General features: G+C 59.9%; 17 protein-coding genes. 11 read left to right on the top strand and 6 right to left on the bottom strand.

Annotated features, from left to right (window positions below; genetic code table 11):
• The first annotated feature begins 49 nt into the window (after positions 1 to 49).
• Positions 50 to 1,393 carry an anaerobic C4-dicarboxylate transporter family protein gene (locus GBM95_RS03000; RefSeq protein ID WP_152157726.1) on the top strand — a complete coding sequence of 448 codons (1,344 nt, stop codon included), beginning with the start codon at positions 50 to 52 and terminating at the stop codon, positions 1,391 to 1,393.
• A gap of 122 nt (positions 1,394 to 1,515) precedes the next feature.
• Positions 1,516 to 2,844: an anaerobic C4-dicarboxylate transporter family protein gene (locus GBM95_RS03005; RefSeq protein ID WP_226963132.1), complete on the top strand. Its 1,329-nt coding sequence runs from the start codon at positions 1,516 to 1,518 to the stop codon at positions 2,842 to 2,844.
• A gap of 124 nt (positions 2,845 to 2,968) precedes the next feature.
• On the opposite strand, the gene GBM95_RS03010 is transcribed toward GBM95_RS03005, so the two are convergent.
• On the bottom strand, positions 2,969 to 5,557 hold the full coding sequence (locus GBM95_RS03010; RefSeq protein WP_152157728.1) for a [protein-PII] uridylyltransferase: 2,589 nt from the start codon (positions 5,555 to 5,557) through the stop codon (positions 2,969 to 2,971).
• Positions 5,558 to 5,673: 116 nt separating this feature from the next.
• Complete coding sequence (gene map, locus GBM95_RS03015) at positions 5,674 to 6,501, bottom strand: type I methionyl aminopeptidase (protein ID WP_152157729.1); 828 nt, start codon at positions 6,499 to 6,501, stop codon at positions 5,674 to 5,676.
• Between the two features lie 412 nt (positions 6,502 to 6,913).
• Here map and GBM95_RS03020 point away from each other — a divergent pair, with 412 nt between their 5' ends.
• The 5 genes from GBM95_RS03020 to frr all read left to right on the top strand — a co-directional run bounded on the left by GBM95_RS03020 (position 6,914) and on the right by frr (position 11,209).
• Positions 6,914 to 7,327, top strand: coding sequence for a YgiW/YdeI family stress tolerance OB fold protein (locus GBM95_RS03020; RefSeq protein ID WP_152157730.1), 414 nt, complete (start codon positions 6,914 to 6,916; stop codon positions 7,325 to 7,327).
• A gap of 258 nt (positions 7,328 to 7,585) precedes the next feature.
• Positions 7,586 to 8,353: a 30S ribosomal protein S2 gene (rpsB, locus tag GBM95_RS03025; protein WP_152157731.1), complete on the top strand. Its 768-nt coding sequence runs from the start codon at positions 7,586 to 7,588 to the stop codon at positions 8,351 to 8,353.
• Between the two features lie 174 nt (positions 8,354 to 8,527).
• Positions 8,528 to 9,415 (top strand): translation elongation factor Ts, encoded by an 888-nt coding sequence (gene tsf, locus GBM95_RS03030; RefSeq protein ID WP_152157732.1) that lies wholly within the window; start codon positions 8,528 to 8,530, stop codon positions 9,413 to 9,415.
• A gap of 341 nt (positions 9,416 to 9,756) precedes the next feature.
• The gene (pyrH, locus tag GBM95_RS03035) at positions 9,757 to 10,488 is read left to right on the top strand and encodes a UMP kinase (protein WP_139688851.1); all 732 of its coding nucleotides are present in this window, start codon (positions 9,757 to 9,759) and stop codon (positions 10,486 to 10,488) included.
• 160 nt (positions 10,489 to 10,648) lie between these two features.
• On the top strand, positions 10,649 to 11,209 hold the full coding sequence (gene frr / locus GBM95_RS03040; protein WP_152157733.1) for a ribosome recycling factor: 561 nt from the start codon (positions 10,649 to 10,651) through the stop codon (positions 11,207 to 11,209).
• A gap of 175 nt (positions 11,210 to 11,384) precedes the next feature.
• On the opposite strand, the gene GBM95_RS03045 is transcribed toward frr, so the two are convergent.
• Positions 11,385 to 15,452: a DEAD/DEAH box helicase gene (locus tag GBM95_RS03045; protein ID WP_193222553.1), complete on the bottom strand. Its 4,068-nt coding sequence runs from the start codon at positions 15,450 to 15,452 to the stop codon at positions 11,385 to 11,387.
• Between the two features lie 191 nt (positions 15,453 to 15,643).
• Between GBM95_RS03045 and uppS the strand changes: the two genes are divergently transcribed.
• Entirely contained in the window at positions 15,644 to 16,354 is a 711-nt protein-coding gene (gene uppS, locus GBM95_RS03050) for a polyprenyl diphosphate synthase (protein ID WP_152157735.1), read from the top strand.
• A 233-nt stretch (positions 16,355 to 16,587) separates the two neighbouring features.
• Here the strand turns inward: uppS and GBM95_RS03055 are convergent, their stop codons facing one another.
• The 3 genes from GBM95_RS03055 to dcuC all read right to left on the bottom strand — a co-directional run bounded on the left by GBM95_RS03055 (position 16,588) and on the right by dcuC (position 20,990).
• Complete coding sequence (locus tag GBM95_RS03055; protein WP_152157736.1) at positions 16,588 to 17,709, bottom strand: porin; 1,122 nt, start codon at positions 17,707 to 17,709, stop codon at positions 16,588 to 16,590.
• Between the two features lie 76 nt (positions 17,710 to 17,785).
• A complete protein-coding gene (locus tag GBM95_RS03060) occupies positions 17,786 to 19,570 on the bottom strand; it encodes a M3 family metallopeptidase (RefSeq protein ID WP_152157737.1) in 1,785 nt (594 codons plus the stop codon).
• 28 nt (positions 19,571 to 19,598) lie between these two features.
• Complete coding sequence (gene dcuC, locus GBM95_RS03065) at positions 19,599 to 20,990, bottom strand: C4-dicarboxylate transporter DcuC (RefSeq protein ID WP_152157738.1); 1,392 nt, start codon at positions 20,988 to 20,990, stop codon at positions 19,599 to 19,601.
• A 481-nt stretch (positions 20,991 to 21,471) separates the two neighbouring features.
• On the opposite strand from dcuC, the gene GBM95_RS03070 reads away from it, so the two are divergent.
• From GBM95_RS03070 to GBM95_RS03080, 3 genes are all read left to right on the top strand, one after another.
• Positions 21,472 to 23,343 carry a gluzincin family metallopeptidase gene (locus GBM95_RS03070; RefSeq protein ID WP_152157739.1) on the top strand — a complete coding sequence of 624 codons (1,872 nt, stop codon included), beginning with the start codon at positions 21,472 to 21,474 and terminating at the stop codon, positions 23,341 to 23,343.
• Positions 23,344 to 23,478: 135 nt separating this feature from the next.
• Complete coding sequence (locus GBM95_RS03075; RefSeq protein ID WP_139688859.1) at positions 23,479 to 24,321, top strand: phosphatidate cytidylyltransferase; 843 nt, start codon at positions 23,479 to 23,481, stop codon at positions 24,319 to 24,321.
• An 8-nt stretch (positions 24,322 to 24,329) separates the two neighbouring features.
• Positions 24,330 to 24,968: a YigZ family protein gene (locus GBM95_RS03080; protein WP_152157740.1), complete on the top strand. Its 639-nt coding sequence runs from the start codon at positions 24,330 to 24,332 to the stop codon at positions 24,966 to 24,968.
• Positions 24,969 to 24,985 lie beyond the last annotated feature (17 nt).

The following is a 24,985-nucleotide window of genomic DNA, read 5'->3' on the forward strand; positions in this document are numbered from 1 at the left end:
GAGAGGTCGATTGATCCCCGATTTTCTCTATCTCCAGAGGAGAATTCCCATGGAAATGGATCTCAATTTCTGGCTGCAGCTTCTCACCGTTGCCTTCTGCATTGGTCTCGGCGGCAGATACGGCGGCGTCGGCCTCGGCGCTGCGGGCGGCCTCGGCGTCTGCATTCTCGTTCTGCTTTTCGGTCTCAAGCCGAGTTCGCCCCCGGTTTCGACCATCCTCATCATCGTGGCCGTGATCGCCTGCACTTCGATTCTGCAGGGCGCGGGCGGCCTCGACTGGATGGTGAAAATCGCCGAAAGGATGCTCAGAAAGTGGCCGAAGGCGATTACGTTCGTCGCGCCCTTCGTCTGCTCGCTCTTCGTTATCTTCGTGGGCACGGCCTACGTTGCCTTTGCGGTCTATCCGGTCGTCGCGGAAGTGGCGACGCAGGCAAGAGTCCGCCCCGAACGCCCGATCGCAGCTTCCGTCATTTCTGCGGGCATCGCGGTCGTAGCTTCCCCCATGAGTGCGGCCACCGCTGCGCTCGTTGCGGCCCTTTCGCCCTACAACGTCTCGCTGATTGAAATCCTCATGATTTCGGTCCCGGCATTCCTCTTCGCCACGTTCTGCACGTGCCTCGCGGTCTACTGGAAGGGCACCGAGCTTGAGAACGACCCGGAATTCCGCCGCCGCGTTGAAAGCGGCGACTTCCAGGACCTCGTCATGACGGAAAAGAAGTCTGAGAAGGAAGACGCCTCCAAGATGAAGAAGGTCCGCCTTTCGGTCGGCATCTTCGGCCTCGGCGTCGCCACCGTTCTCATCCTCGGCTTCTTCAAGGAGCTCCTCCCCGTCTGGACGGTGGCCGGCAAGACGAGCACGCTTCCGATTCCGCAGCTCATTCAGATGGTGATGCTCGCCTGCGGCCTCTTCATCATCGTTGCCTGCCGGATTCCCTCGCACAAGTTTGCCGACGGTTCGGTCTTCCGTGCGGGCCTCATCGGCGTGGTCGGCGTCTTCGGCGTTTCCTGGCTCACTGGCACCTTCTTTGATGCCTACCACGACGGCTTTGTCGAACTCTTTAAGGTGATGGCCGAGTCGACTCCGCTCCTCTTCGGCGTCGTGCTCTTCCTCTTCTCCGCGGTCATTCTGAGTCCGTCCGCTACGGTCGTTGCCCTGATGCCCCTCGGCGCCGCGATCGGCATCCCGCCCCTTCTTCTCGTAGCCCTCTATCCGGCAAGCTGCGGCGACTTCCTGATCCCCGGCGGCGCGCAGATCGGATGCTGTTCGTTCGACCGCACCGGCACGACGCATCTCGGCAGCTGGGTGCTCAACCACTCCTATCTGATTCCTGGGTTCGTCCACATTCTGACCGGCGTTGCCGCCGGCTATGGAATCTACTGCCTCATCGGGTGATTGAGGCCATTTCAAAAGGAAGGTTTCGCCTCTACAATCTGACCGTTTCCCGTGCGCTGTTCGAAAGGAATGTTTCGGACAGCGCTTCTCTCATTCAGAAATTCCCTTTTACCACCATGGAAATGGATCTTTCTTTCTGGCTGCAGCTTGCGGTCGTGCTCGTCTGCGTCGCCATCGGCGGCAGACTGGGCGGCGTGGGCCTTGGCGCCGCGGGCGGTCTCGGCGTCTGCATTCTCGTTCTCGGCATGGGCATTCAGCCGGGTTCGCCTCCGGTCTCAGTCCTCCTCATCATTACGGCGGTGATCGCCTGCACGTCCGTGCTCCAGGGCTCGGGCGGCCTCGACCTGCTCGTTCGCTGGGCGGAAAAGCTCCTTCGCAAGTGGCCGCGCGCTATTACCTTCGTGGGGCCCCTCGTCTGCTCCTTCTTCGTGATGCTGGTCGGCACGGCCTATGTCGCCTTCGCGGTCTACCCGGTGGTGGCTGAAGTGGCCGCATCGGCAAAGGTCCGTCCCGAACGCGCGGTTTCCGCATCCGTCATCTGCGCCGGCATCGGCGTGATGGCCTCTCCCATGTCGGCCGCCATGGCTGCAATGGTGGGCATCATGGCGATGCAGGGCATTGCCTTCTGGCAGATTCTCGCCTGCACGGTTCCGACCTTCATTTTCACGGTCCTCGTGACGGCGCTCTCCGTCTTCTGGCGCGGGTGCGAACTTGAGGACGATCCGGAATTCAAGCGCCGGCTCGCGAACGGCGACTACCAGTGGCTCGCTGGTGTCAACGCCACGCAGAAGTATGAGGAGAAGCCTTTCGCCCGCCGCGCTGTGGCGATCTTCCTGATCGGCATTCTCGTCTCGATCTGCATGGGCTCCATCCCCGGACTTCGTCCGGCCTGGGAAGCTGCCGGCAAGGTCTCGCAGCTTCCGATCCCGTCGCTCATTCAGATGGTGATGCTCGCCACGGCCTTCTTCATCATCCTTCTCTGCCGCGTGCCGCCTGAAAAATTCGCGTCCGGCTCCGTCTTCCGTTCGGGCCTCATCGGCGTCGTCGGCGTCTTCGGCATTGCGTGGTGCACGGGGACGTTCTTCGACCTTCACACGAAGCTTCTCGCCGACGTCTTCTCGAGCCTCGCGAAGGACGCGCCCTTCGTCTTCTGCGTCGCCGCCTTCTGCGCCTCGAGCGTCATCTTCTCGCCCACGGTCTCGACCACGATCATGATGCCGCTCGGCCTCAAGTTCGGGCTTCCGCCGGAATTCCTCATCGGCACCTGGGCCTGCTGCTTCGGCGACTTCCTGATCCCGGGCGGCGCTCAGATCGGCTGCACGGCCTTCGACCGCACGGGCACGACGAAGCTCGGCTCCTTCGTCATCAACCATTCGTACCTGCGCCCGGGACTCGTCTTCGTGGTGAGCGGCACGATCATCGGCTGGTGCATTTCGAAGATCGTTTTCTAAAACTCAATTGACTTTTCAGGAGGAGCGTCTTATCGGACGCTTCTCCTCCGAAAAAGAGAAAAGGCCGGAGTTCCGCTGCGGGAGTTCCGGCCTTTCTTGTGGGCGGGCGCTGAAGGCGCTTCACTCAGCCCTTCTGCGGGAGGAGCGCTTCAATGAGCTCCGCCTCAAAGGCGAGAAGGAGGCTGTCCTCATGAAGGGCCGCCCCGTCGATGAGGAAGACGTCCTCGGCGCGTTCGCCGAGGGTCGCAATCTTTGCGGTCTGCAGATTGACGCTGTATTTGGCAAGCACCTGCGAGATCGCATAAAGAAGCCCGATTCTGTCCGTTCCGACGAGATTCAGAATGAAGGCGCGGTGCGATTCGTCCGGATGAATGTTGACGCTCGGGCGCGTGGGGAAGTGCCTCGAGCGGCGCGAGAGCCGTGCCTTCGGCGCGGGCGGGAGCGGCTTCTCGTCGATCAATGCGGCGGCGAGGCTCTTTTCCATCTGCGCGAGCTTCTCAGGGGTATCGAACCGCCCGAAGGCGTCGGCAACAAGGAACGTATCGAGCGCCCAGCCGTGGCGCGTGGTGTGCACGCGGGCGTCGACGACCGAGAGCGAATTCTTCCCGAACCAGGCAACGGACCTGAGAAAGAGGTCCTTCCGGTCGGGCAGGTAGAGGAGAATCGTGAGGCTTTCCGTCGTGGCATTCCGCTTCACGCGCACGATGGGAGTCGGGTCCATGACGTGGAGCGCGAGCATCTCGGTGTGCCAGGCGATCTCCTCGCTCGTATGGCGCATGAAGTAGACGAGGTCCAGCTCCCGCCAGAGGCGATTGCGGGCCTCGTCGGAAACGCGCCCGTGAAGAAGTTCGATCGCTTCCCTGCGCCGCCTTTCTGCGACGTCGGCGAGCGTGGCTTCGCCCCCGGTGCCGACGATCCGGTCGAGCGCGGCATGGTAGAGGTTCTCGAGAAGCGCCGCCTTCCAGGGCGTCCACACCTTGGGCGAGGTCGCGCGGATGTCGGCGACGGTGAGAAGGTAGAGGGCGTCGAGCCGCTCCTTCGTCCCGACGAGGCGGATGAAGCGCTCGACCACCTCCGGGTCGGAGATGTCTTCCTTCTGCGCGACGCGGCTCATGACGAGGTGTTCGCGCACGAGGAAGGTGATGAAGTCGGTGTCTTCTTCCGAGAGCCCGAAGCGGCGGCAGAAGAGCTCCGCCTTCTCCGCCCCGATGATCTCGTGGCCGCCTCCGAGGCCCTTCCCGATATCGTGAAAGAGCCCGGCAATGAGGAGCCTCCACGAGTCGGGAAGCGCCGTCATGAGCTGCGTGCAGAGCGGGTACTCGTGGGCGTGCTCGGAGCGCCGGAAGCGGCAGAGGTTCTTGACGACGAGGATCGTGTGCTGGTCGACCGTGAAGATGTGGTAGAGGTCGTGCTGCATCTGGCCGACTACATGCCGGAAGGCCGGGAGCATGCGGGAGAGAATTCCCCAGGCATTCATCATGGCGAGCGCATCGTCGGCGCCTTTTTCAAGCTTGATGATGTCGAGGAAGGTCTTCTGGTTTTCCGGATCCTCGCGGTAGGCAACGCCGATCTTCGGGGTTGCGTGCCAGAGAGCGCGCAGGAGCCTCGTCGAAAAACGGGTAAGTTCGGGGTGAAGCGCAAAGACGAGGAAGGTTCTGAGAATCGCCTTCGGGTCCCTTTCGTAGACGTCGTCCCCGGCAATGTCCATTTCGTCGCCGAGCGCGAGAAAGTCGGCGCTGAGGCGCACGGGCGTGGCGAGGGCAGAGCCGCCGACGAGACGGTCCGAGATCGTCTGGAGCTGGATGATCGACATCTGCACGACCGACTTCGCATTCCAGTAGTAGCGCTTCATGAGGGCTTCGGACGCCCGCATGAGGCCCGTCGCCTTGTAGCCGAGCCGGGCGGCAAGCGCTTCCTGAACGTCGAAGAGAAGCCGGTTCTCGTCGCGGTTCGTGAGGAGATGGAGCTCGATCCTGAGCTTCGCGAGAAAGCGGAAGCACTCCTCGATCGTATGCATCTCGCGCTCGGTGATGAGATCCGCGTCCTTCATGCCCTGAAGGCTGTCGGCCAAGCCCGCCGCACGGGCGCACCAGAGAAAGACCTGAAGGTCTCTCAGACCCCCGGGCGACTCCTTGAGGTTGGGTTCGAGCGCATAGGGGGTGTCTTCGTACTTCTGATGCCTGCGGCGGAGTTCGAGCATCTTGTCGCGGAAGAACGCCCGGGCGTCGAGGCTCGCGAAGAAGTCGTCGCGGGATGCGTCGTAGAGCGTCCTTTCGCCCCAGAGGAAGCGGCTTTCCAGATAGGTGGTCGCAATTGAGACGTCCTCGGCCGCTTCCGCCGTGAATTCCTTTTCCGTTCTCACGGTCGCGCCCACGGTGAGGCCGAGCTCCCAGAGCGCGGCGAGGAAGGCGGAAATCTTTGCCTTCGTCTCTTCGTCCTCGCCCCGGTCGTCTGAAAGGAGAACAAGGAGATCGATGTCGGAGTGGGGAAAAAGTTCTCTCCGGCCGTAGCCGCCCACGGCGGCGAGCGCGAGCCCGTCGGAGGGGAATTCCGCGAGGCTTCCGAGCGCGAGAACGGCGCGGTCGAGGGCGGCGCTGTGCGCATTGAGGCACGCTTCCGTGTCGTGCGTTTCGTGCCAGGCGTCGGCAATGCGCGTGCGGTCTTCCTTAAAGCGCTCGACGACGGCGCTCAGCTTTTCCGGGCTGATCTCCATGATGACCGGGACTCCGCAGAAAGAAAAAGGGAAATGAAAAGGCGGTCCGCATGAACCGGCGCAAGCTGCCGGCGGACGGACCGCCTTTTCAAAGACTATAGGGTGAGGGAGTGCTCTCAGAGGTTCTCAGGAAGCTTCCAGCCCTTCACGAAGGCGGGAGGCGCCTGAGTGCCCTTGCTCACCGTGAGGACGTCGTAGCCGGTTTCTGTCACAAGCACCATGTGCTCCCACTGCGCGGAAAGCGAATGGTCCTTGGTGACCACCGTCCAGCCGTCGCCAAGCATGGTGACGCCGTAGCGTCCGGCATTCACCATGGGTTCGACCGTGAAGACCATGCCGGGCTCGAAGACGGGCGTCTGATGATGGACGGGGAAGTGATTGACGTGAGGCTCTTCATGGAAGCCCTTGCCGATCCCGTGGCCGCCGTAGTCGCGCACGACGGAGATGCCGTTCTGATCGGCATAGCGCTGGCAGGCAACGCCGATGTCGTTGAAGCAACCGCCCGGGCGCACGGCGTCGATGCCCGCCCACATCGTATTGAAGGCAAGGTCGACCAGGCGCTTCCCGGCAATGGTGGGCTTGCCGACGATGAACATTCTCGAGGTGTCGCCGTGATAGCCGTTCTTGATGCTCGTCACGTCGATGTTGACGATGTCGCCCGACTTGAGGATCTTCTTGTCGCTCGGGATGCCGTGGCAGACGACGTGATTGATCGAAATGCAGGTCGTCGCCGGATAGGGCGTCATTCCGGGAGGAGTGTAGCCGAGACACGCCGGAATGCACTTCTGCACGTTCACCGTGTAGTCGTATGCGAGGCGGTCAAGTTCGCCGGTGGAGACGCCGGGCTTCACGAACGGCGTGAGATAGTCGAGGAGCTCGGCCGCAAGACGGCCGGCAATGCGGAGTCCCGCAATGTCCTCGGGCGTTTTGATGGAAATCGCCATGATGTCTGCTGGTAATTAAAGTCTGAGGAAATGAAATCTGGTCGGGAGAATACTGAAGAGGAGCAAAGGCAATGGGGCCCTCGCTCCGGAAGCTTCTCCGGAACGCAAGCGCGGAGGGGAAGCCCTGCGCTTGAAAGGTGCCCCACATTCTAATGAGGTGGCGCGGCGCGAGGACCGGAAGTCCGCGGTAAACGCGTCCGGAAAAGGTCTGCTGCAACGATATGTTTCTAAGGATTTGCTAACGAAGGACTAACGATTCGCTAATCTGCGCCGCATAAAGTTGTAAACATCAAGGGACGCCGCAGCGCTTCCCGACCGGAACTCTCAGAAAGAAAAGCATTTTCTTCCGATGAAATCCGGCAGTTTCAAATAAGAAGGCTCCCCCGATGAAAGGGAGCCGGGAGAGAAAATCATGACCCGCCGCACCAATCTTCGCCTTGCCGCGCTTGCTTCGATTGCCGCGCTCGCTTTCGCCGCCGCTCCCGCCGTTCAGGCTGCCGGCCCCACGGGCTTTGACGCTCCGGCTTCCGCTGAAGCCCGCGCCCCGCAGGGTTTCGGCAACAACAAGGTCACAACCGTTCAGTGGGTGCTTGAAAACGGCGCCGACGATCAGGTTGTCGTGCTTCGCGGCAAGTTCACGCAGCACCTGAGGGGCGACAAGTACGAATTCGAGGATGAGGCCGGCACCGCCATCACCGCCGAACTTGATCACGACCGCGACTGGTCGATGGTGAAGAAGGACGCCCCGATGGAAATCCGCGCCGAAATCGACCGCGACTGGAACCGCACGAAGCTCGACGTCCGTTCCGCGAAGCCCCTGAAGTAAAAAAAGCGCCTCGAACGGAAGCGGAATCCAAAAAAGATCCGTTTTCCGGTTGAAATCAAATTCGCGCGCACGTAAAATGCGCGCCTTGTTCCGGCCTCGGGATTTTTTCTCCTGAGGCCGGAGCTATTCCGCCCGGTGTCCATGGTCGGCCCGGGTATGTACATTGCGCGCGGTCTGCGCCCGAGGTGCCTTTGATTCCGAGAAGAAGAATTGGTTCCTGCAGGCCGTGTCAGACTGACAAAACCTTGGAGAAATCAAATGGTCAGCATGCGTGAAATGCTCGAAGCGGGTTGCCACTTCGGTCATCAGACCCGTTTCTGGAACCCGAAGATGGCTCAGTACATTTTCGGCTCCCGCAACAAGATTCACATCATCAACCTCGAAAAGACGGTTGTGATGTTTGATGAAGCCTGCAAGTTCGCCCGTCAGCTCGCGAGCCAGGGCGGCCGCATTCTCTTCGTCGACACGAAGCGCGGCGGTCGCGAAATCATCGCTCAGGAAGCTCAGCGCGCCGGCTGCAGCTGGGTCGACCAGCGCTGGCTCGGCGGCACGCTCACGAACTTCAAGACGGTTCGCGGCACCATCAAGCGCCTCAAGGAAATGGAAGAGCAGCTCGAGGACGGCACCGCCGCCAAGCTGACGAAGAAGGAAGCCCTCGACTTCCAGCGCTCCGTTGAGAAGCTCAACAAGTCGATCGGCGGCATCAAGGACCTCACGGGTCTCCCCGACGCCCTCTTCATCGTCGACGTGGGCTACCACAAGATCGCCGTTCAGGAAGCCAACAAGCTCGGCATCCCCGTCATCGGCGTTGTGGATACGAACTGCTCGCCCGAAGGCATCGACTATGTCATTCCGGGCAACGATGACTCCTCGAAGGCTGTTCAGATCTACGCCGCCGGCATCGCCGACGCTGTGATCGCCGGCCGCGCCGACAGCGCCGTCTCCGCCGAGGATGCCCCGGCTGAGGAAGAGTTCATCGAAGTGGCTGCCGCTGAGGAAGCCCCGGAAGCGACCCCCGCTGCCTAATTGACGGCTTTTGATGGCCAAGCCCCGCCGGATGCGACGGGAGGGCCTCTTTTCTGAGAGAGGCGCGTATCCCGTCGGCATCTGACCGGCTTTATGGAAATGGGGCTCTTTTCGGGCCCCATTTTCTTTAGAATCCATACCGATTTTTTGTTCCTCTGATTGGAGTTAGTGAACATGGCTGCTATTTCCGCCGCCCAGGTTAAGGAGCTGCGTCTCAAGACCGACGCCCCGATGATGGAGTGCAAGAAGGCGCTCACCGAAGCCGAAGGCGATATGGCCAAGGCTGAGGAGATCCTGCGCGTCAAGCTCGGCAACAAGGCGAGCAAGGCTGCTGCCCGCATCGCCGCCGAAGGCGTCGTCGTCGTCTACGTCTCGCATGACCGCAAGCTCGGCGCGATCCTCGAAGTCAACTCCGAAACCGACTTCGTCGCGAAGAACCCGGAATTCCTCAAGATGGCTCACGACAGCGTCAAGCTCGTCGCTGAGAAGAACCCCGCCACGGTCGAAGAGCTCCTCGCTCTCCCGCTCGACGGCACCACCGTTGACGGCGTCCGCACGGGTCTCGTCGGCAAGATCGGCGAAAACATGACCTTCCGCCGCTTCCAGCGCATCGAGGCGAAGGGCGAACTTTCGCACTACGTCCACGGCAGCCGCATCGGCGTCATCGTCGACTTGGTCGGCGGCGACCACGAGCTCGCTCACGACATCGCCATGCACATCGCCGCCTCGAAGCCGAAGGCCATCGACGAGACGGGCATCGATCATGCCCTCATCGAGTCCGAGCGCCGCATCGCCATCGAGAAGGCCCGCGAAGCCGGCAAGCCCGAGCAGATGCTCGAGCGCATCGCCGAAGGCTCCGTGAAGAAGTTCCTGAAGGAAGTCACGCTCGTCAACCAGCCGTTCGTCAAGGACGACAAGAAGACGATCAATGATCTTCTCAAGGCCGCCAAGGCTGAAGTCGCCACCTACGTTCTCTACGTTGTGGGCGAAGGCCTCGAAAAGAAGAGCAACGACTTTGCTGCTGAAGTGGCCGCCCAGGCTGCTGCCGCCAAGCAGGCGTAATTGCTTCTTTGAGGCTGAAGGAGACTTTCTCTGAAGGGCTCTGAGAAGCTTTCTGATTTCGGCAGTGCATGCACGGGCATTTTCGGAAAATGAAGCGCTTCTCCTGAAGCTTTCCTCCGGGAAACTCTCCTCCAATCGAAAGGGACGCTGCCTTCCTTGCACGAAGGGGCGTCCTTTCTTTTTGCGCGTTCTCCCCGGGCGTCCGGAAAAGCAAAAAGTTCTAAGCAATATTCCTCAGCCGCGTATAATTTCGCCCCGAGCCAGAACTTGGCAGACGGGCACGGTCCCTGAAGCCTGATGCCGGCAATCTTCCCAACAGTCATGCATTGAGGAGTTGATCGATGGACAACGCAGCGCAGGGTAAGCCCGTTTACAAACGCATTCTTCTGAAGCTTTCGGGCGAAGCCCTCATGGGCGATGATGCTTTCGGCATCAACCGTCAGGTGCTTCAGCACATGATTGAAGAAATCCGCTCCGTCCTTGATCTGGGCGTGCAGATCGGCATCGTCGTGGGCGGCGGCAACATCTTCCGCGGCGTTGCGCTCGGCGCCACCGGCATGGACCGCGCCACGGGCGACTACATGGGCATGCTTGCCACGGTGATGAACGCCATGGCGCTTCAGGACTGCTGCCGCAACAACGGCATCGAAGCGCGCGTGCAGTCGGCGCTTCACATTGAACAGGTCGCCGAACCCTACATCCGCGGAAAGGCTCTGCGCCACCTGCGCCTCGGCCGCGTCGTGATCTTTGCGGCCGGCACCGGCAACCCCTTCATGACGACCGACACCACCGCTGCCCTTCGCGGCGCGGAAGTGGGCGCCGACATCGTTCTCAAGGCGACGAAGGTCGACGGCATCTACACGGCCGACCCGAAGAAGGATCCGACCGCCACGATGTATGACGAAATCACCTTCGACCATGCGCTTCGCACCAACCTCAAGGTGATGGACGCCACCGCCTTCGCGCTCTGCCGCGAGCAGGGACTCCCGATCAAGGTCTTCAACATCAACAAGAAGGGGGCGCTGCGCCGCGTCGTCCTCGGCGAAAAGGAAGGCACGCTCGTTCATAGCTAAGGCCGACCTTTGATAAAATAACAAATTGCGCATGGGCCGGAGGGTTCGCTTTCCGGCCCATGTTCGTACCGAATTCAGTGATTCAATTCCGCATCGGACGCGCCTTGAGCCTTCACCAAGGTTCGGCGCCTTAAGCGGAAATGCTCCAAGGAGATTTTTTATGACCGCTCAGGAAGTTATCCAGCAGACCGAGCACAAGATGGGCGTCACCGTCGAGAAGCTTCGCGAAGACTTCACGCGCATCCGCACGGGTCGTGCCAGTACGGGCCTGCTCGACAAGATCAAGGTCGACTATTACGGCTGCCCGACCCCGATCAATCAGGTTGCTCAGGTGGGCGTGGGCGACGCGCACACGCTTACCGTCCAGCCTTGGGAAAAGAACATGGTGAAGGTCGTTGAGAAGGCGATTCGCGACTCCGACCTCGGCCTCAATCCGGCCACTTCGGGCGACGTCATCCGCATTCCGCTGCCCCCGCTCACCGAAGAGCGCCGCCGCGAACTCTCGAAGATCGTGAAGGGCTTCGGCGAAGACGCCAAGGTTGCCGTGCGCAACCTCCGCCGCGATGCCAACGGCCAGATCGAACGCCTTGAGAAGGACAAGGAAATCTCCGAAGACGATCAGCGCCGCCTCGAGACGGACATCCAGAAGCTCACGGACCGCTATGTCGCCGAAATCGACAAGGTGATCACGGAGAAGGAAAAGGAAATCATGACGGTCTGATGACCCTCTGAATTCCCTTTCAAAAGAAAGCCCGCAGTCTGCTTTTTCCGGCAGTGCGGGCTTTTTGCTGGGGAGCGTCGTCTGCATGACGCGCATTCCCTTTCGTCCGCCAGGATGCTGCAGAAAGACCTGCCGCATCCCGGGTGCACCTGGCGGAAGCTTGAGTCTCTCCGCCTCAATCCTCCGCGAGGAGCCTGAGGATTTCGTCTCTCGAGAGGCGGTTCGACATGTCGGAACCTTCGAGAAGCGCGTCCGCCAAAGACTTCTTCGTTTCGTGGAGCCGTATTATCTTCTCCTCGATCGTGTTCTCGGCGATCAGTCGGTAGATCGTCACCGGATTTTCCTGCCCGATGCGGTAGGCGCGGTCCGAGGCCTGGCTTTCGATCGCCGGATTCCACCAGGGGTCGAGAATGGCGACATAGTCGGCGGCCGTGAGGTTGAGGCCCGTGCCGCCCGCCTTGAGGCTGATGAGAAAAAGCGGCATCTCGCCCTTCTGGAAGGCGTCGACAAGCTTCTGGCGCTGGCCCGCAGGCGTTGCACCGTCGAGATAGAGGTACTTGATGTTCTTCTTGTCGAGCTCCTTCCTGAGGATCGCAAGATAGGACGTGAACTGGCTGAAGACGAGCGCCCGGTGGCCGCCTTCAATGAGGGTGTCGGCGAGCTTCAGGAAGGCATTGATCTTCGAGGACTCGAGCTTGAGCTTCGGATTCACGAGCTCAGCGGCGCACGCCGCCTGACGGAGCTTCATGAGTTCGGCGAGCGCTTCAATCGGATTGATTTCGCCGGTCTCGAGGCGCTGGGACGCCGTTTCGCGCAGGCTCTCGTAGAGCGTGCGCTCGGCTTCGGAGAGCTCTACCCGGAGCGTGACCTCGGTCTTTTCGGGGAGTTCGTCGAGCACCTCGGCCTTCGTGCGGCGCAGGATGAAGGGCGAAATCAGGCGCTTCAGGAGCTTCTGGCAGTTGCGGTCCTTGTTGCGTTCGATCGGAATGATGAAGCGCTCCGCAAAGCTCTGGCTGCTTCCGAGAAGCCCGGGGTTCGCGAACTCGAAGAGATTCCAGATTTCGCCGAGGTTGTTCTGGAGGGGCGTGCCGGTAAGAAGAACGCGGGCAGCGGATTTGAGCTGCATCGCGGCCTTCGACATCCTGGTGTCCCGGTTCTTGATGTTGTGAGCTTCATCAAGAACCACCGTCGTCCATTCGCGGCCGCTCAAGGCTTCAATCTCAGCGGAAAGAATGCCGTAGGTCGTGAGGACGACGTCGCCCGCTTCCGCCTCGTCGACGAGCTTTTTGCGGTCTTCGGCCTGCTGAAGCATTTTGATTCTGAGGCCCGGCGCAAAGCGCTGGAGCTCATCGCTCCAGTTGAAGAGGACGGCGGCAGGCATCACGACGAGTTGCGGACCTTCCTTCGCGCGGGAGAGCAGGAGCGCAATCGCCTGAATGGTTTTGCCGAGGCCCATGTCGTCAGCGAGAAGCGCGCCCGCGCCCCAGCTGATGAGGCGCGAGAGCCATTCGAACCCTTCCTGCTGATAGGGGCGAAGCTCGGTGCGAAGACCCGCAGGGATGACGGGCGTCAGGTGCTTTGACTCGCGGATGCGTCTGCAGAGCGACCGGAAGGCTTCGTCGGAGTCGATTTCAATGCCTTCATCCTCGAGCCTCTCAATCGAGTCGGCATTGAAGGCGGAAATCCGGAGTTCGCCCTTCTTTTGCGACGTAACGAGACTCTCGATATGCTCGAGCTCTTTTTTGAGGCTTTCCGTGAGGGCGACGTATTCGTCGTCGCCCAGGCGTATGAAGCGGCCCTCGGATTCCCTGAGGCGCTCAAGGAGCTCATTGACGGTGAGCACCGTCTTCTCGTCGATCTGAACCTTGCCTTCAAGCTCGAACCAGCTTCCGATGCTTCGGAGCGAGAGCTTCAGGCTCGAGGGGAAAATCTGCGGGCGGGAGACGCGGAATTTGACGCCCTCGGGCCACTCAAGGAGCGCCGTATCCGGATGGGTGCGGAGAACCTCGAGCATCTCGAGCGTTTCTGCGACCGGAAGCTCCCAGGAGAATTCGCCGTCTCGCTGTTCTTCGAGCCGCGAGAGCGCGGAAAGGAGCTCATCAAAGTTTTTACGCTCCTTCTTCAGGTCGCGAGCGACCTGAACCGTTTTGGTGCCGATCCGGGTGGCAATGAAGGCAAGTCCTTCGCCCGGCGAGCAGGCAAGCGGGTTCTCCGCGACCGGATGCACGAGCGCGGTGACATGGTGCGTGCCCGCTCCGAAGGGTTCGAGGCGGAAGGTGATTCTTGCGTCGCCCGACTGCTTCTCAAGGTGCTTGGAGTCCTTGAGGAGATCCGACATAACAGGGGTTCGGGCCGAAAGCTTTTCGAGGTAGTGCGTGAGCTTTTCCCGTGCCGCTAGCGGGAAGTTGATGCCGCGCACGGCCTTGAGAAGATCGCGTTCATTGTCTGTCGGCCGGGTAACGATGATCAGGCTGCTGCTCGCTCTCGTGAGGCTGATCTTGTCCTCTTCAGGATCAAATTCAGGACTGAGATTGTTGGTGAAGCAATAGGTGTCGTTATTGCGCAGAACCGAAATTTCAAGCGGTCTCTTCTCCACGTCGATCGGTTCAAGCGTGTTCGCGTCGATGACATTCTGAGAGCCGACAAGCTCCATCAGCGCTTCAGGGACGTTGAGGACGTGCATGCCTCGGGTCCAATACATGCTTTCCAGGTGAACTGCATTGGCGACGCGCTGCGCTTCATCGGAGAGCTTCGGCGCGCGCTCGACGAAGGTGGAAGGCTTCATGACCGTGCCCTTGAGCCAGGTTCGGGTCGTCGCCTTGAATTTCTGCGAGCGGATGGTGATCTCCCAGCCGGGCTTTTCGGTGTCGACGGCGTATGCAATGCGTTCCGTCGGGAGCTGACCTTCGGTGTAGTCCTGACCGTTGCCGCCGGAGATACCAGGGAGCGCGATCAGACGATCGAGCACCAGATCCCATTCCGGACGGATGACGTAATGGGGAAGGAACTGCTTGATTCCGTACTTGCGGGCAATGCTTTCGGCTTCCTCGTTCTTGCCGGTGAGACGCTGGAATTCGAAATCGAGCATCGGCAGAAAGCTCATCCATTTCCTGGCCTTTTCGCCCACAAAGTCGATTTTTTCAAGGAGTCCGAAATTAAGCGCCGTGATAGCAAAGGGAACGGCAATTTGAGGGTTGAGCTGTTCAATAGCCTCACCGGGAAGGGCTTCCATGAAGGCTTCCCGGAAGCTCACGGCAGCCTTCCTGGCATCTCTGCCGCAGCCGAGGAGGGCAATCAGAATCGCCGGCTTGAGATAAACATTTTCGGCGACTCTTCTGACTTCCATCATTCGCTCGAGCTTCCGAACGGATGCGGGGTTTGCGCGATCGCGGTAGAGCGCAATGGCATAGAGCCAGGCTTCAAACCAGGTTTCAAAGTGGATCTGGTGGAGGCGCGAGAGAGCGATTCTCATGCAGGAGACGGCATTGGAGGGCTCTTCGTTGTCCATGATGGAGGCTGCCGCGCTCACGATCATGTACCACGGGGACTCGCAGTTCATTTTCTTAAGCAGCTCGTGCGGCTTTCCGTTGCAGAGGAAATCAGCGTAGTAATGGCGCCAGTCGCGGTATTCAGCGGCAGCTTCCTTGGAGAGATGCAGCGTCAGATAGTCTCTGAATTTGTCGCTGGTAACGTCGAAGCCGCGGGCATCCGCGGTATCCTGGGCAACGCGGAGTGCCGCGTGGGCGATGATCCTCGCAGGAAGCGCTTCGACGAAGGGCTTCCAGTGGTCATAGTCGAGGAGCTGAACCATGAAGGCGGCTTCCATGGAAGCCCATGTCTTGATCTGATCCTCACTGAACGTTTCGCTGAGGGGCGCCGGGAGGCGTCCGGTCTGGATGAAGTTGACCGCGGCCTTCATGACGGTGACGTGCATTCTGACATCCCTGTCGAGGCGAACCTTTTCCAGCTTATTGAATACGGCGTCGAATGTTTTGCGCGACACGAGCCGCGTCATCATGTTGATCCCGCTAGGCGTCACAAAGAGTATCTCGTACGAGCCCCAATAGCCCTCCTTGGGCTGTCTGATCCATCCCTTCCCGACGAACTCGCTGATGGCGTCGGTGAACTCCTTTACAGGTAGCTTTCGATTTGAAGCATATGACTTGACGTCTGAAGCTGAAGGAAGCGTGTAGGTGCTGAGCGCGTAAGCAATGGCTTCAGACTGGATTTGAGGAATGGACATGCTGGAGAATGCCGAGGGAAAAGTTTGAAAATCTAAGTCGCTTAGTTTAGTAGGGGCAGGATCGGCATAAGGTTTGAAAAAGCATTTTCGCGGGATCAGCAAATGCATGGATCCGCTTGCAATCCGTCACAAGCGGGGCTCGGCGGCTTTGCTAGACTTTCTGCCGCTTCAATCTTTTCAGTGTACCCATCATGGCCGACCTTCCTCACCTGCCCGGACACATTGCGATCATCATGGACGGCAACGGCCGCTGGGCGAGATCGCGGTTTCTGCCGCGTGCGGAAGGTCATCGCCAGGGGGTGCTTGCGCTTGAGCGCGTGGTGGAGGCGTCGGTGCGCCTCGGCATCCGGGCGCTTACCGTCTTTGCCTTTTCAAGCGAAAACTGGCGACGTCCCGCGGCTGAAGTTTCGGCCCTCATGAAAATCTTCGCGACAGCGCTTGCCCGCTGGGAGGAGCCGCTCTTGAAGGCGGGCGTCAGCATCCGCATCATCGGGGACCGGCATGCTTTCTCGGAAGACCTTCAGCGCGCAATCGAGCACGCTGAGAAAACCACTGCGCCGGGGAGCCGCATGCATCTCAATATTGCAGCCAATTACGGCGGCCGCTGGGATGCGCTTCAGGCCGCGCAGGCCGCTGCTGCTGCGGGCGATCTCACGCTCGAAGGCATTGAAAAGCGGCTTTCCGCGCATGACGACGGAGAGGTGGATCTTTTGATCCGTACCGGCGGGGAAAGACGCATTTCGAATTTCCTCCTCTGGCAGGCAGCCTATGCCGAGCTCTACTTCACTGATACGCTGTGGCCCGATTTCGATGCGGCGGCGCTCGACGACGCGCTCAACTGGTATGTCGGGCGCGAACGGCGCTTCGGAATGACGAGCGAGCAGCTGCGCGAAATCGGCTGACGACCGAAGAAGCAGTGAAAAAACGGCGCCCTTTGAGAAAGAGCGCCGAAATGCCGTGGGAGACCGGGCGGCGCCTTCATGCACGAAGCGCGCCCGATGGGCAGATTCAAAGATTCCGGATTCCGTCCCGGCTTTTGGAAGAGCCCGCGCAAGGCCCGTAAATGCGCGGGCATCTGGAGAACAAATGCCTGCGCGATGCGCAAGTTTTTCCTGATCGGCCGGGATGCCCGGATTTACCAGTTCAGATTGAGGCCGGCCATGATCTCGGTGGCTTCCTTGTTTTTATAGGTCTTTGCTTCTCCGCTCTGGAAGGACTGCGTGGCGGCAAAATAGAGCCAGGTTGTCTTGGCGAGCTTGTATTCATAAGCGGCGGCAAGAACCGTGAACTTGTGGTCGATGTCGCTCTTGTTGGAGAGTTCGCCGTCAAAGTACTGCACGCCACCGATTACCTTGTGCTGGCCGACCACATAGTCGGCGCCGAGAAGGAGCGAGTAGCCGTCAAAGCCGTCGGCTTTCTCTTCGGCTGTCGCCGCTTTTGTAATATCTTTCAGCTCTACGTTGGCGGCTTTCGCCCAGTGGGATTGATACTGCGCACCCGCAAAGATTCTGGCTTCCGGAATAAAGCGGTACCAGCCGCCGACGGCAAACAGATTGGCGTCCGAGTCGCGATCCGCCGATTCAATGCTGCCGTAGGAGACATTGGCATAGGAGACGGAGAGGTAGAGGTTGTCGCCCGTATAGTCCGTGGCCGCCGAGAAGGTATGGTTGCGGTCGAAATAATCTTCATAGGGCGTCGTTTCATTCTTCTTTTCATCCGACTTGTCGCCGAGCGAATAGGTGACGCCTACCTTCCAGCCGTTGAGTTTTGGCGAAATCCATGCAATGGCGTTGTTGGTGCGGCTTGTGTTGGCAAAGGCGGTGCCGATGGACGCCTGACCGTAGGAGGTGCCGAACGGATCGTACTTGATGAGGCCCATGGCGTAGGGAGAGACCGTCGACTGAACGTTGCCCATGCGGCCCATGCCGATTTCGCCCCAGGCGCCCTGGACCGCGAGGATCGAGCGGCGGTCGAAGAGCGTGTTGGCTGTATAGAGCGAGCCGGTATCAAGATAGAAGCCGTTTTCGAGGTAGGCCTTCACCTTCACGCCGTTTCCGAGATCCTCAACAATGTTGAAGCCGACGCGCGGGGTCGAGCGGTTGTTGCGCATTTCGAGCTTGTCATCGCCCGTGTCCTTGGTGTGCGTGTATCTGAGGCCCGAGTCGACGCGGCCGTACATCTGAATGTCGGCGGCCTGAGCGGCGCCGGCGGCAGCGAGAAGCGCACCGAGTGCGAGCGCAATGCTGGTCTGTTTCATGAGGTTTTCTCCTTATGGGTCAATGGAGGGCTCGGGAGGCGCTTCTGGCGGAGCGCCTCACAGAGCATTTCAAAGGTCAGTTGTTGGGGTTGATTGAGGCAAAACGACGGATGGAGCCGAGCGCTCCCTTCATGCAGCCTTCCCAGAAGGCCGGCTCGGAAGCATTCGAGCCGAAATGGCGCTCAACGATCTCGTCGACCGTCATGCGGCCGGTGTCGCGGAGCATGGCGCGGTAGAAGGGCATGAAGTCCCTGTCGCGGCGGTCGAGTTCAGTGAGAAGTCCCTGCGAAAGGAGGTAGCCCACCGTGTAGGGATAGTTGTAGATGAGCTGGTCGGTCTTGTAGTAGTGGAGCTTGTAGGCCCAGAGGTAGTCGTCTGCGCCGACTGTCGAGTCTCCGTACCACTCGTGCCAGGCTTTGCGCATGAGGTCGACCGAGCGCTTCGCGCTCACGACGCCCTTCTTTCGCTCTTCAATGAATGCGAGCTCGAAGTCCATGCGCACCATGGTGTTCATGAGGAAGTTTGCGGCGCTTCTCAGTTCCTGCCAGAGCATGCCGAAGGCTTCCTTTTCGTCAGCGCGATCGAGCAGGTAGCGGCGGATGACGGCTTCGTTGAAGGTGCTCGCCGTTTCCGTGAGCGTCATCGGGAATTCCGTCTGGACGACGGGGAGGTCCCGCATCAGCCAGTAATGGAAGGCGTGACCGAGCTCGTGCCCCTGCTGGAGCACGGTCGTGATCGTTCCCATGTAGGACGTGAAGACGCGGGGCTTTCTGAATTCGTTGAAGCGCGAATAGAAGGCGCCGCCGATCTTCTTGTCGGAGGGCTTCGCATCGATCCAGTGATTTTCGAGCATCAGGTCGATGAAGCCGCTCATGGAGGGATCAACGGCGGCAAGCGCAGCCTTCACCGCAGCGATGCCTTCCGGATAAGGAATCACCTGCGGGACGGCTTCTTTCTGAGGAGCAGGAGCCATCAGGTCGAAGACTTCAAGCTTGCCGCCGCCGAAATAGGGCGCGCGGAGCGTTACGGCCTGACGAATCAGGTCGATGTTGGAAAGAATCGCCTTCTTCATCGCCGTGAGCGCGCCGCGGCTCATGCGGTTCTGCGCGAGCGAAACGTCGAGCGCCTCAACGCCCGCGCGGTTGAAGGCGGCGAGCCGGAAGCCGTGGAGATTGTTGAGAAGCGCGGCGTAGAGGTCTGCGCGCGCCTCATAGCACTTCTGCATGCCGATATTGACGTTCCGGCGAAGCACCCGGTCGGGAGCGCCCTTGATGACGGAGACGAGCTTTGCCGCGCGGATGCGCTCCTTTTCGCCGAGCGCATTTTCGGCTTCAAAGTCGACCCCTTTCTGGAGCGTCTTGAAGACGCTCGAGAGCGGGTAGAAGCACTTCACCTCGAGGTCGCCGAGCCACTCGCGGTCGGAAACGGAGAGCTTTCGCTTCCAGCACGCGGCACGTTCGCGAACGACGAATCGCCAGTCGGACAAGGGCTTCTCCTCCCATAGGGGATCCTTTTCATCGAGCGCATCGATCTCGGCGAAGAGCGGGTCGCCCGCAAGCGAAAGGCGCATGGAGAGGCCCGAAATGCGGGTGTTTTCCGGAGCAACGTGCTCGTCGTCTGAATTCTTGGCGCCGAGGCACTTCACGAAGGAAGAAAGCGACGAAAGGATTGTCGTAGCTTCGTCGTAGCGCCCGAGATTCGAAAGAATCGCGTCGCGTCCCCTGGGGGCCGCCTCGAGTTCGCTGATCAGGGATTCGGCTTTTCGGAAGCTTTCTTCATAACGCTCTGAGCCGATGTCGCCGTAGGCGTCGTCCATCTGCCACTCAGGGGCGTTCAGTTTTTCAATGAATGCGGTTGTCATTTGGGTTCAGAAGCCTTCAGAGATCAAGTCAGAGCGAGAGCCAGAAGACGAAGATGTGGTGCGCGATGAGGCCGAGGATGGAAGGCACGGAAGCGCGCTTCACGAGTTCGAGCGGGCTCATCTTGCACATGGCGGCGATCGCAACCACGACGCCGGCAACCGGAGAGAGCGGGCGCGCAATGGTGGAGGCCTGATGCATCGGAAGAACGAGCATCACCGGATTCACGCCCATCGACTTCGCGATGTGCGGAACCATTTCAACGAGCGGGTAGAAGGAGGCGCCGTTCGAGCCTGCGATGATCGTGACGAGGGTCGTAATGACGACGAAGAGAATCGACATGCCGAGGCCGCCCGCACCCACGCTCGAAGCGAAGTTGACGATGGCGTCGATCATGCCGAGCGCCTTGAAGCCCGAGGCAAAGACGCCGGCGGCAATAACGAGCGCCACGACGCCCGAGCAGGATTTGCCCATGGCCTGGAGGAAGGCCTTGAGGCCCGCGCCAAGCTTATCGATGTCGCCCTTCCAGCGGATCGCTTCGCAGACCATGGCGATGGCAACGCAGAAGAACATGATCGTCGTGATGTTGAGCTTGATGGAATCAATGCAGTACTGCGAGAAGACCACGACGAAGACCATCGGAAGGAAGGGAAGAATCGCGTAGAGCTTCGGCGCCGTCGTTGACGGGCGCTTCACGTCCTCGCCTTCGAAGACGAGCTTTTCGCCGACGTGTTCAGAGGGAATCCAGCCTTCCTTGCGGTCGAGATAGCGCTGCCAGAAGACGTGCGCGATGCCCATCACGAGAACGGTCGGAAGCGCGGCCGGGATCTTGTAGATGAAGACGTAGTCGAGAATCGAGAGTTCGCAGGCCTTGGCGGAGGCGGCGGTCGACCCGCCGAGGAGCACCATGGAGGCGGCGCCCGAGGTCACGAAGACCGCGGCAATCGCCTTCTTGTTCATGCCGAGCGCGGCAAGCGCGGGTCCCATGAGCGCAAGGCAGAGAACGCCGAGGCCGACCGCAGACGTGATCACCATCGAGACGGCCTTGCCGAGAAGGAAGGCAATAAAGACGAGCGCGTAGGGGCTCTTGATGATGGAGAGCGGCTTGATCGCGATGTTGACGAAGGCGTCGTTTGCGCCGATGTGCGTCATGTAGGACGCAAACCCCACCATGGTCATGATGAGAAGACCAAGATTGGCGAGGTTGTTCGAGAACATGTAGCGGATGAACTCGATGATGTTGAGATAGTCGCTGCCCGTGGGGAGCGCCTTCTTCGGCATGAAGGTGCCGGTGTCGAAGATCACCGAGAAGAGCAGCATCGCGACGCCGCTCGCAAAGAGAATGAAGGGGGCGTATTTCCCCTTCAGGATTGCCCATCCGACCAGGATGAGCATGATGCAGCCAAAAATAATGCCGGCCATGTTTATTCTCCGATGAGGCATTGGAAGCCCCGAGTCTTCCGATGCCACCCTCCTTTAAGGTGTTTTGATTGACGCGTCGATGGGATCGACAGTGCATCAGGTCTAATTACTGCTGAAAATCGCATTGATTTCCTGAGAAAAAGCGTAATCCGTGAGCAGGAATAAGGACAAGATCTGAAATGTCAGGCGTGAGTAGAGGGTTAACCCTGACGCATCTTCGTTAAAGACGAAGAGTTGTCAGGAATGAATTTCATTTGAGAAATGGGTAAAAAGTTCTTGTTGGTAATAACCCTAACGGATATCGGGGTTACCCTTATTTCTGAATGCAGGTCGATTCATTCAGGCTTTATTCTGTAAAGACGCAAGCGAGTTCCGGCAGCCGGCAATCGGGGAGCACCTGAAGCCGGGTTTGAAAAAGAGGCTGATAGTCCGCAGACGGGATCAAGCATGCGCCGCATCTCCATAGTCGTCAGGTTTCGTCATGCAGTCCTTCGGTTCTTTTTCTGAAAGCAATTCTTCTGATCGCACGCTTATTGCCGATCTCTCCAATGCGCAGAGCTCGCTCACGCAGACCTATCTGGCAAAGCTCAGGATGACGGCGGCCGCGCTCAAGGGTATTGCGGCGGAAGGCTTTGCAGCGGAAAACGGGGCGATCTCGATTGCCGCGCTCCTTGAGGCTTATCGGCTCTATGGACAGGGAGAGGACCTTGCGCGCACCCTCAGGACAATCTGCCGCACAAGTCTTCAGCTCAATGCCGCGGAGACGAGTTCCGAAGGCGTGCGTTCCGCTGTGATGGAGCTCCTCATGCGTCTTGAAAAAGCGGGTTCGGTGCTCCATTCGGCGCTTGAACGGCTCGCGCTTGAGGATCCGGACCTGGGAGGAAGTAGAGAACTGCAGCTCTGGCTTTCCGTTCAGCGAGAAAAGCGCTTCGGGCTCCCTGCCGAGCCCGCGATGAACGCCTTCACCCGGGAATTTGCCTCGCGCGTGATGAGCCCGATCGCAAACATGTACGCTCATCTCACGAGCACGATGGCGATTGAGGTACGGGGAAGCGACGGCCTGAGTTCCGTTCAAGGGGTCAGCTCATCGCTTGCGGCGCTTAAAAATTCCGACGATCCGGTTCTGCGCCGCTCGACCTTTGTTGCCATGAATGCGTGGCTTGCTTCGCACGGCGCGAGCTTTCTCGACGTCATCAATGCGAAGACCGGGTTCCAAACGCTTTTGGCCGATCAGCTGGGTGAGAATATTCTCGAGTCGGAACTCCGTCGCGAGCGCATGAAAAAGGAAATCTACGACGCGATGTTTTCGTCGATCGAGACGGCGCTTCCCGAGCTTCGCGAAGCCGTATCGCTGAGGCAAAGAGCCTTCGGCGGCGGCCGGATGAAAATCTGGAACCTCCTTTCTTCCGCACCGAATTCGCTTTACGAACGCGGCCGATCGCTCGAGGAGACCTATCGTCATCTGGCTTCGGCTTTTAAAGCCCTGGACGCCCGATTCCCGGAATTTCTCGAACGCGCGCATGCATGCGGCTGGGTCGACGCCGATCAGGTATCGCGGAAGTCGGGCGGCGCATGGAGCGACGATCTGCCGACAGCGCAGGTTGTAAGGGTCGTGACGAAGTATCTTCCGACCTTGTCGGGCGAAGCATCGTTTGCGCATCTGATCGGCGCGGCCTACCAGATGCATGTCATGCACGAGGAGCCCATGCCCGCAAGACTCTATCCGATCTCGATTACGGAAGTCATGGCGAATTTCTGCGAAACCGGACTCCTTTCCCATTTTGGAAGCGAAGCTCAGAGGGAGGGAGATGCGGCGGCCCGATGGGCGCTTGAGTGGCATGCGCTGAGGCGCATCACAAACTGCTGCCTCATTATTCCTGCCAGGCATCGGCTGCTTAAAGGCATTCTGGAGCATCGCCCGAGGGGGGCTCTGACTCTCAGAGGCATCAACGAACTTTCTTCAGAAGCCTGGGAGCACTATTTCGGCGGCACGACTGACGGTGCGGACAAGTATGTCTGGGCCTATAAGCCTCACTTCTACCGGCGCAATCCCGTCTTCTACGACTGGCAGTACACGCTCGGATTCCTGCTTTCAGAAGCCCTGATGGCGCAGTTCAGAAAAACGGGTGCGAGCGCCTCGGGACAGAACATGCGCGAGGTTTATCGCGAGAGCGGAGTGCTGTCGATTGAGGTGTTCGGGGAGAGGCATCTCGGCGCCGATCTCAAAAGCCGCGACTTCTGGGACACCGTCATTGAAGAGGTATTGAAGCCCGTTGAGCGCTGCCGCAATGAGGCAAATCTCAGGGAGAAATGGACGAGAGCCGAGGCGAGAATGCATCTCTCCGGCAGCTGACGCGGCATCGAAGCCTCGAGGCCGGGGATCCTTTTCCCGCGAGTCTTAAGCGAGCATCCGGCGAGGATTCATTAGAATTCCAGCATATTGCCCTTAGCAAGGCGCTTTTTCCCCTCAACAAAGGTCCCCTCCAAGATGCTGTCGCTTCGCATTGCCACTGCGTCCGTGCTCTTTCTCATCCTGCTTCTCGCCATCTGGGCAGGACCCCTCTGGTTTGCCGGAGTGATGGCGATCGCCTTCGGCCTCGCGCTTTACGAGTGGCTGAGAATCGGCAATCTCGGGCCTGTTCCGGCCGCACTCATTTCCGCCATTGAGATGATCACGCAGTTTTCGCTCTACTGGGCGGGGGCGCTCCCGAAGATGGACTGGTTTCTCTTCATCGTCGACGGCGTCGTCATGATTGCCTGGTTCGTGATCTTCTTCCTGGAGCTCTTCCATCGCGAGAACGGCTTCAAGGTGAATGTCTTCCAGTGCCTTCTCTCGGCCGTGGTCTTCGTGCCGGCGGCCTATCTCTCCTTCCTCTGGCTCAACGAACAGGGCACCTGGGTGCTCGTTCTCTCGGTGATGCTCATCATCTGGGGCGCGGACATCTGCGCCTATTTCTGCGGCCGCGCCTGGGGCAAGCACAAGCTCTGCCCGGCAATTTCTCCGAAGAAGACCTGGGAAGGCGTGATCGGCGCCTACGTGATCGTCATCGTCTTCTTCCTTCTCTGCTACTGGTTCTGCGATCAGAAGGTGGTCTTCACGAACTTCATCTTCGAGCGCGCGGGCTTCGGCTGGGGCGTTGTGATTCTTGCCATCCTGATTGCGCTTTCGATTGCGGGCGACCTCTTTGAGTCGATGCTGAAGCGTCTTGCCGGCATCAAGGATTCCTCGAACCTTCTCCCCGGTCACGGCGGGTTCTTTGACCGCATGGACAGCTCCATGCCGGTGATTCCGGCCGCTACCTGGATGATGCTGGCCGTTCTGCTCTTCTGACCGCAAGAATGACAGAGCTCTATCCCGTTCCTGATCTTCCTCCGGGGAGCTTTCATCGAACCGAGGACACCATCCGGCGCTCGCGCTTCATCGTGAGCGTCGCGCGTGCGGCGTCTCCCGAAGCCGCGCACGCCTTCATTGAACAAATCCGCGCCGAGCACGCTCAGGCGACGCACAACTGCTGGGCATTCAATGCGGGCGCCCCGGGGGATACCGCTCAGGTGGGCGCGAGCGACGACGGCGAACCCAAGGGGACGGCCGGCCGTCCGATGCTGACCGCCGTGCTGCACAGCGGCATCGGCGAAGTGGTGGTCGTCGTGACGCGCTATTTCGGCGGCATTCTCCTCGGCACGGGTGGGCTTGTCCGCGCCTACCAGGGGACCGCGAAGCTCGGGCTTGAGACGGTTCCCACACGAGAGCGCGAGGTGCTCGTGCGCTATGTGGTCTCGATGGATCCGGCCTTTGACGGAAGCTTTCAGAACCTCGCGCGCCAGCTCGGCGTCGTCATCGTTTCATCAGACTATCGGTTTGATGCTTCCTACGAGCTTCTCGTTCCGGAAGCCAGTGCCAGAAAACTCGAGAGCGAACTCGCCCGCATTACGATGGGCGAAGCCCTGGTCGACCGTCAGGAAGAGGAAGCGGTATAGACGTGCCTGCCGCCCCG

The sequence above is a fragment of the Sutterella seckii genome (assembly GCF_009183815.1).
GTDB classification, from domain to species: Bacteria; Pseudomonadota; Gammaproteobacteria; order Burkholderiales; family Burkholderiaceae_F; genus Sutterella; species Sutterella seckii.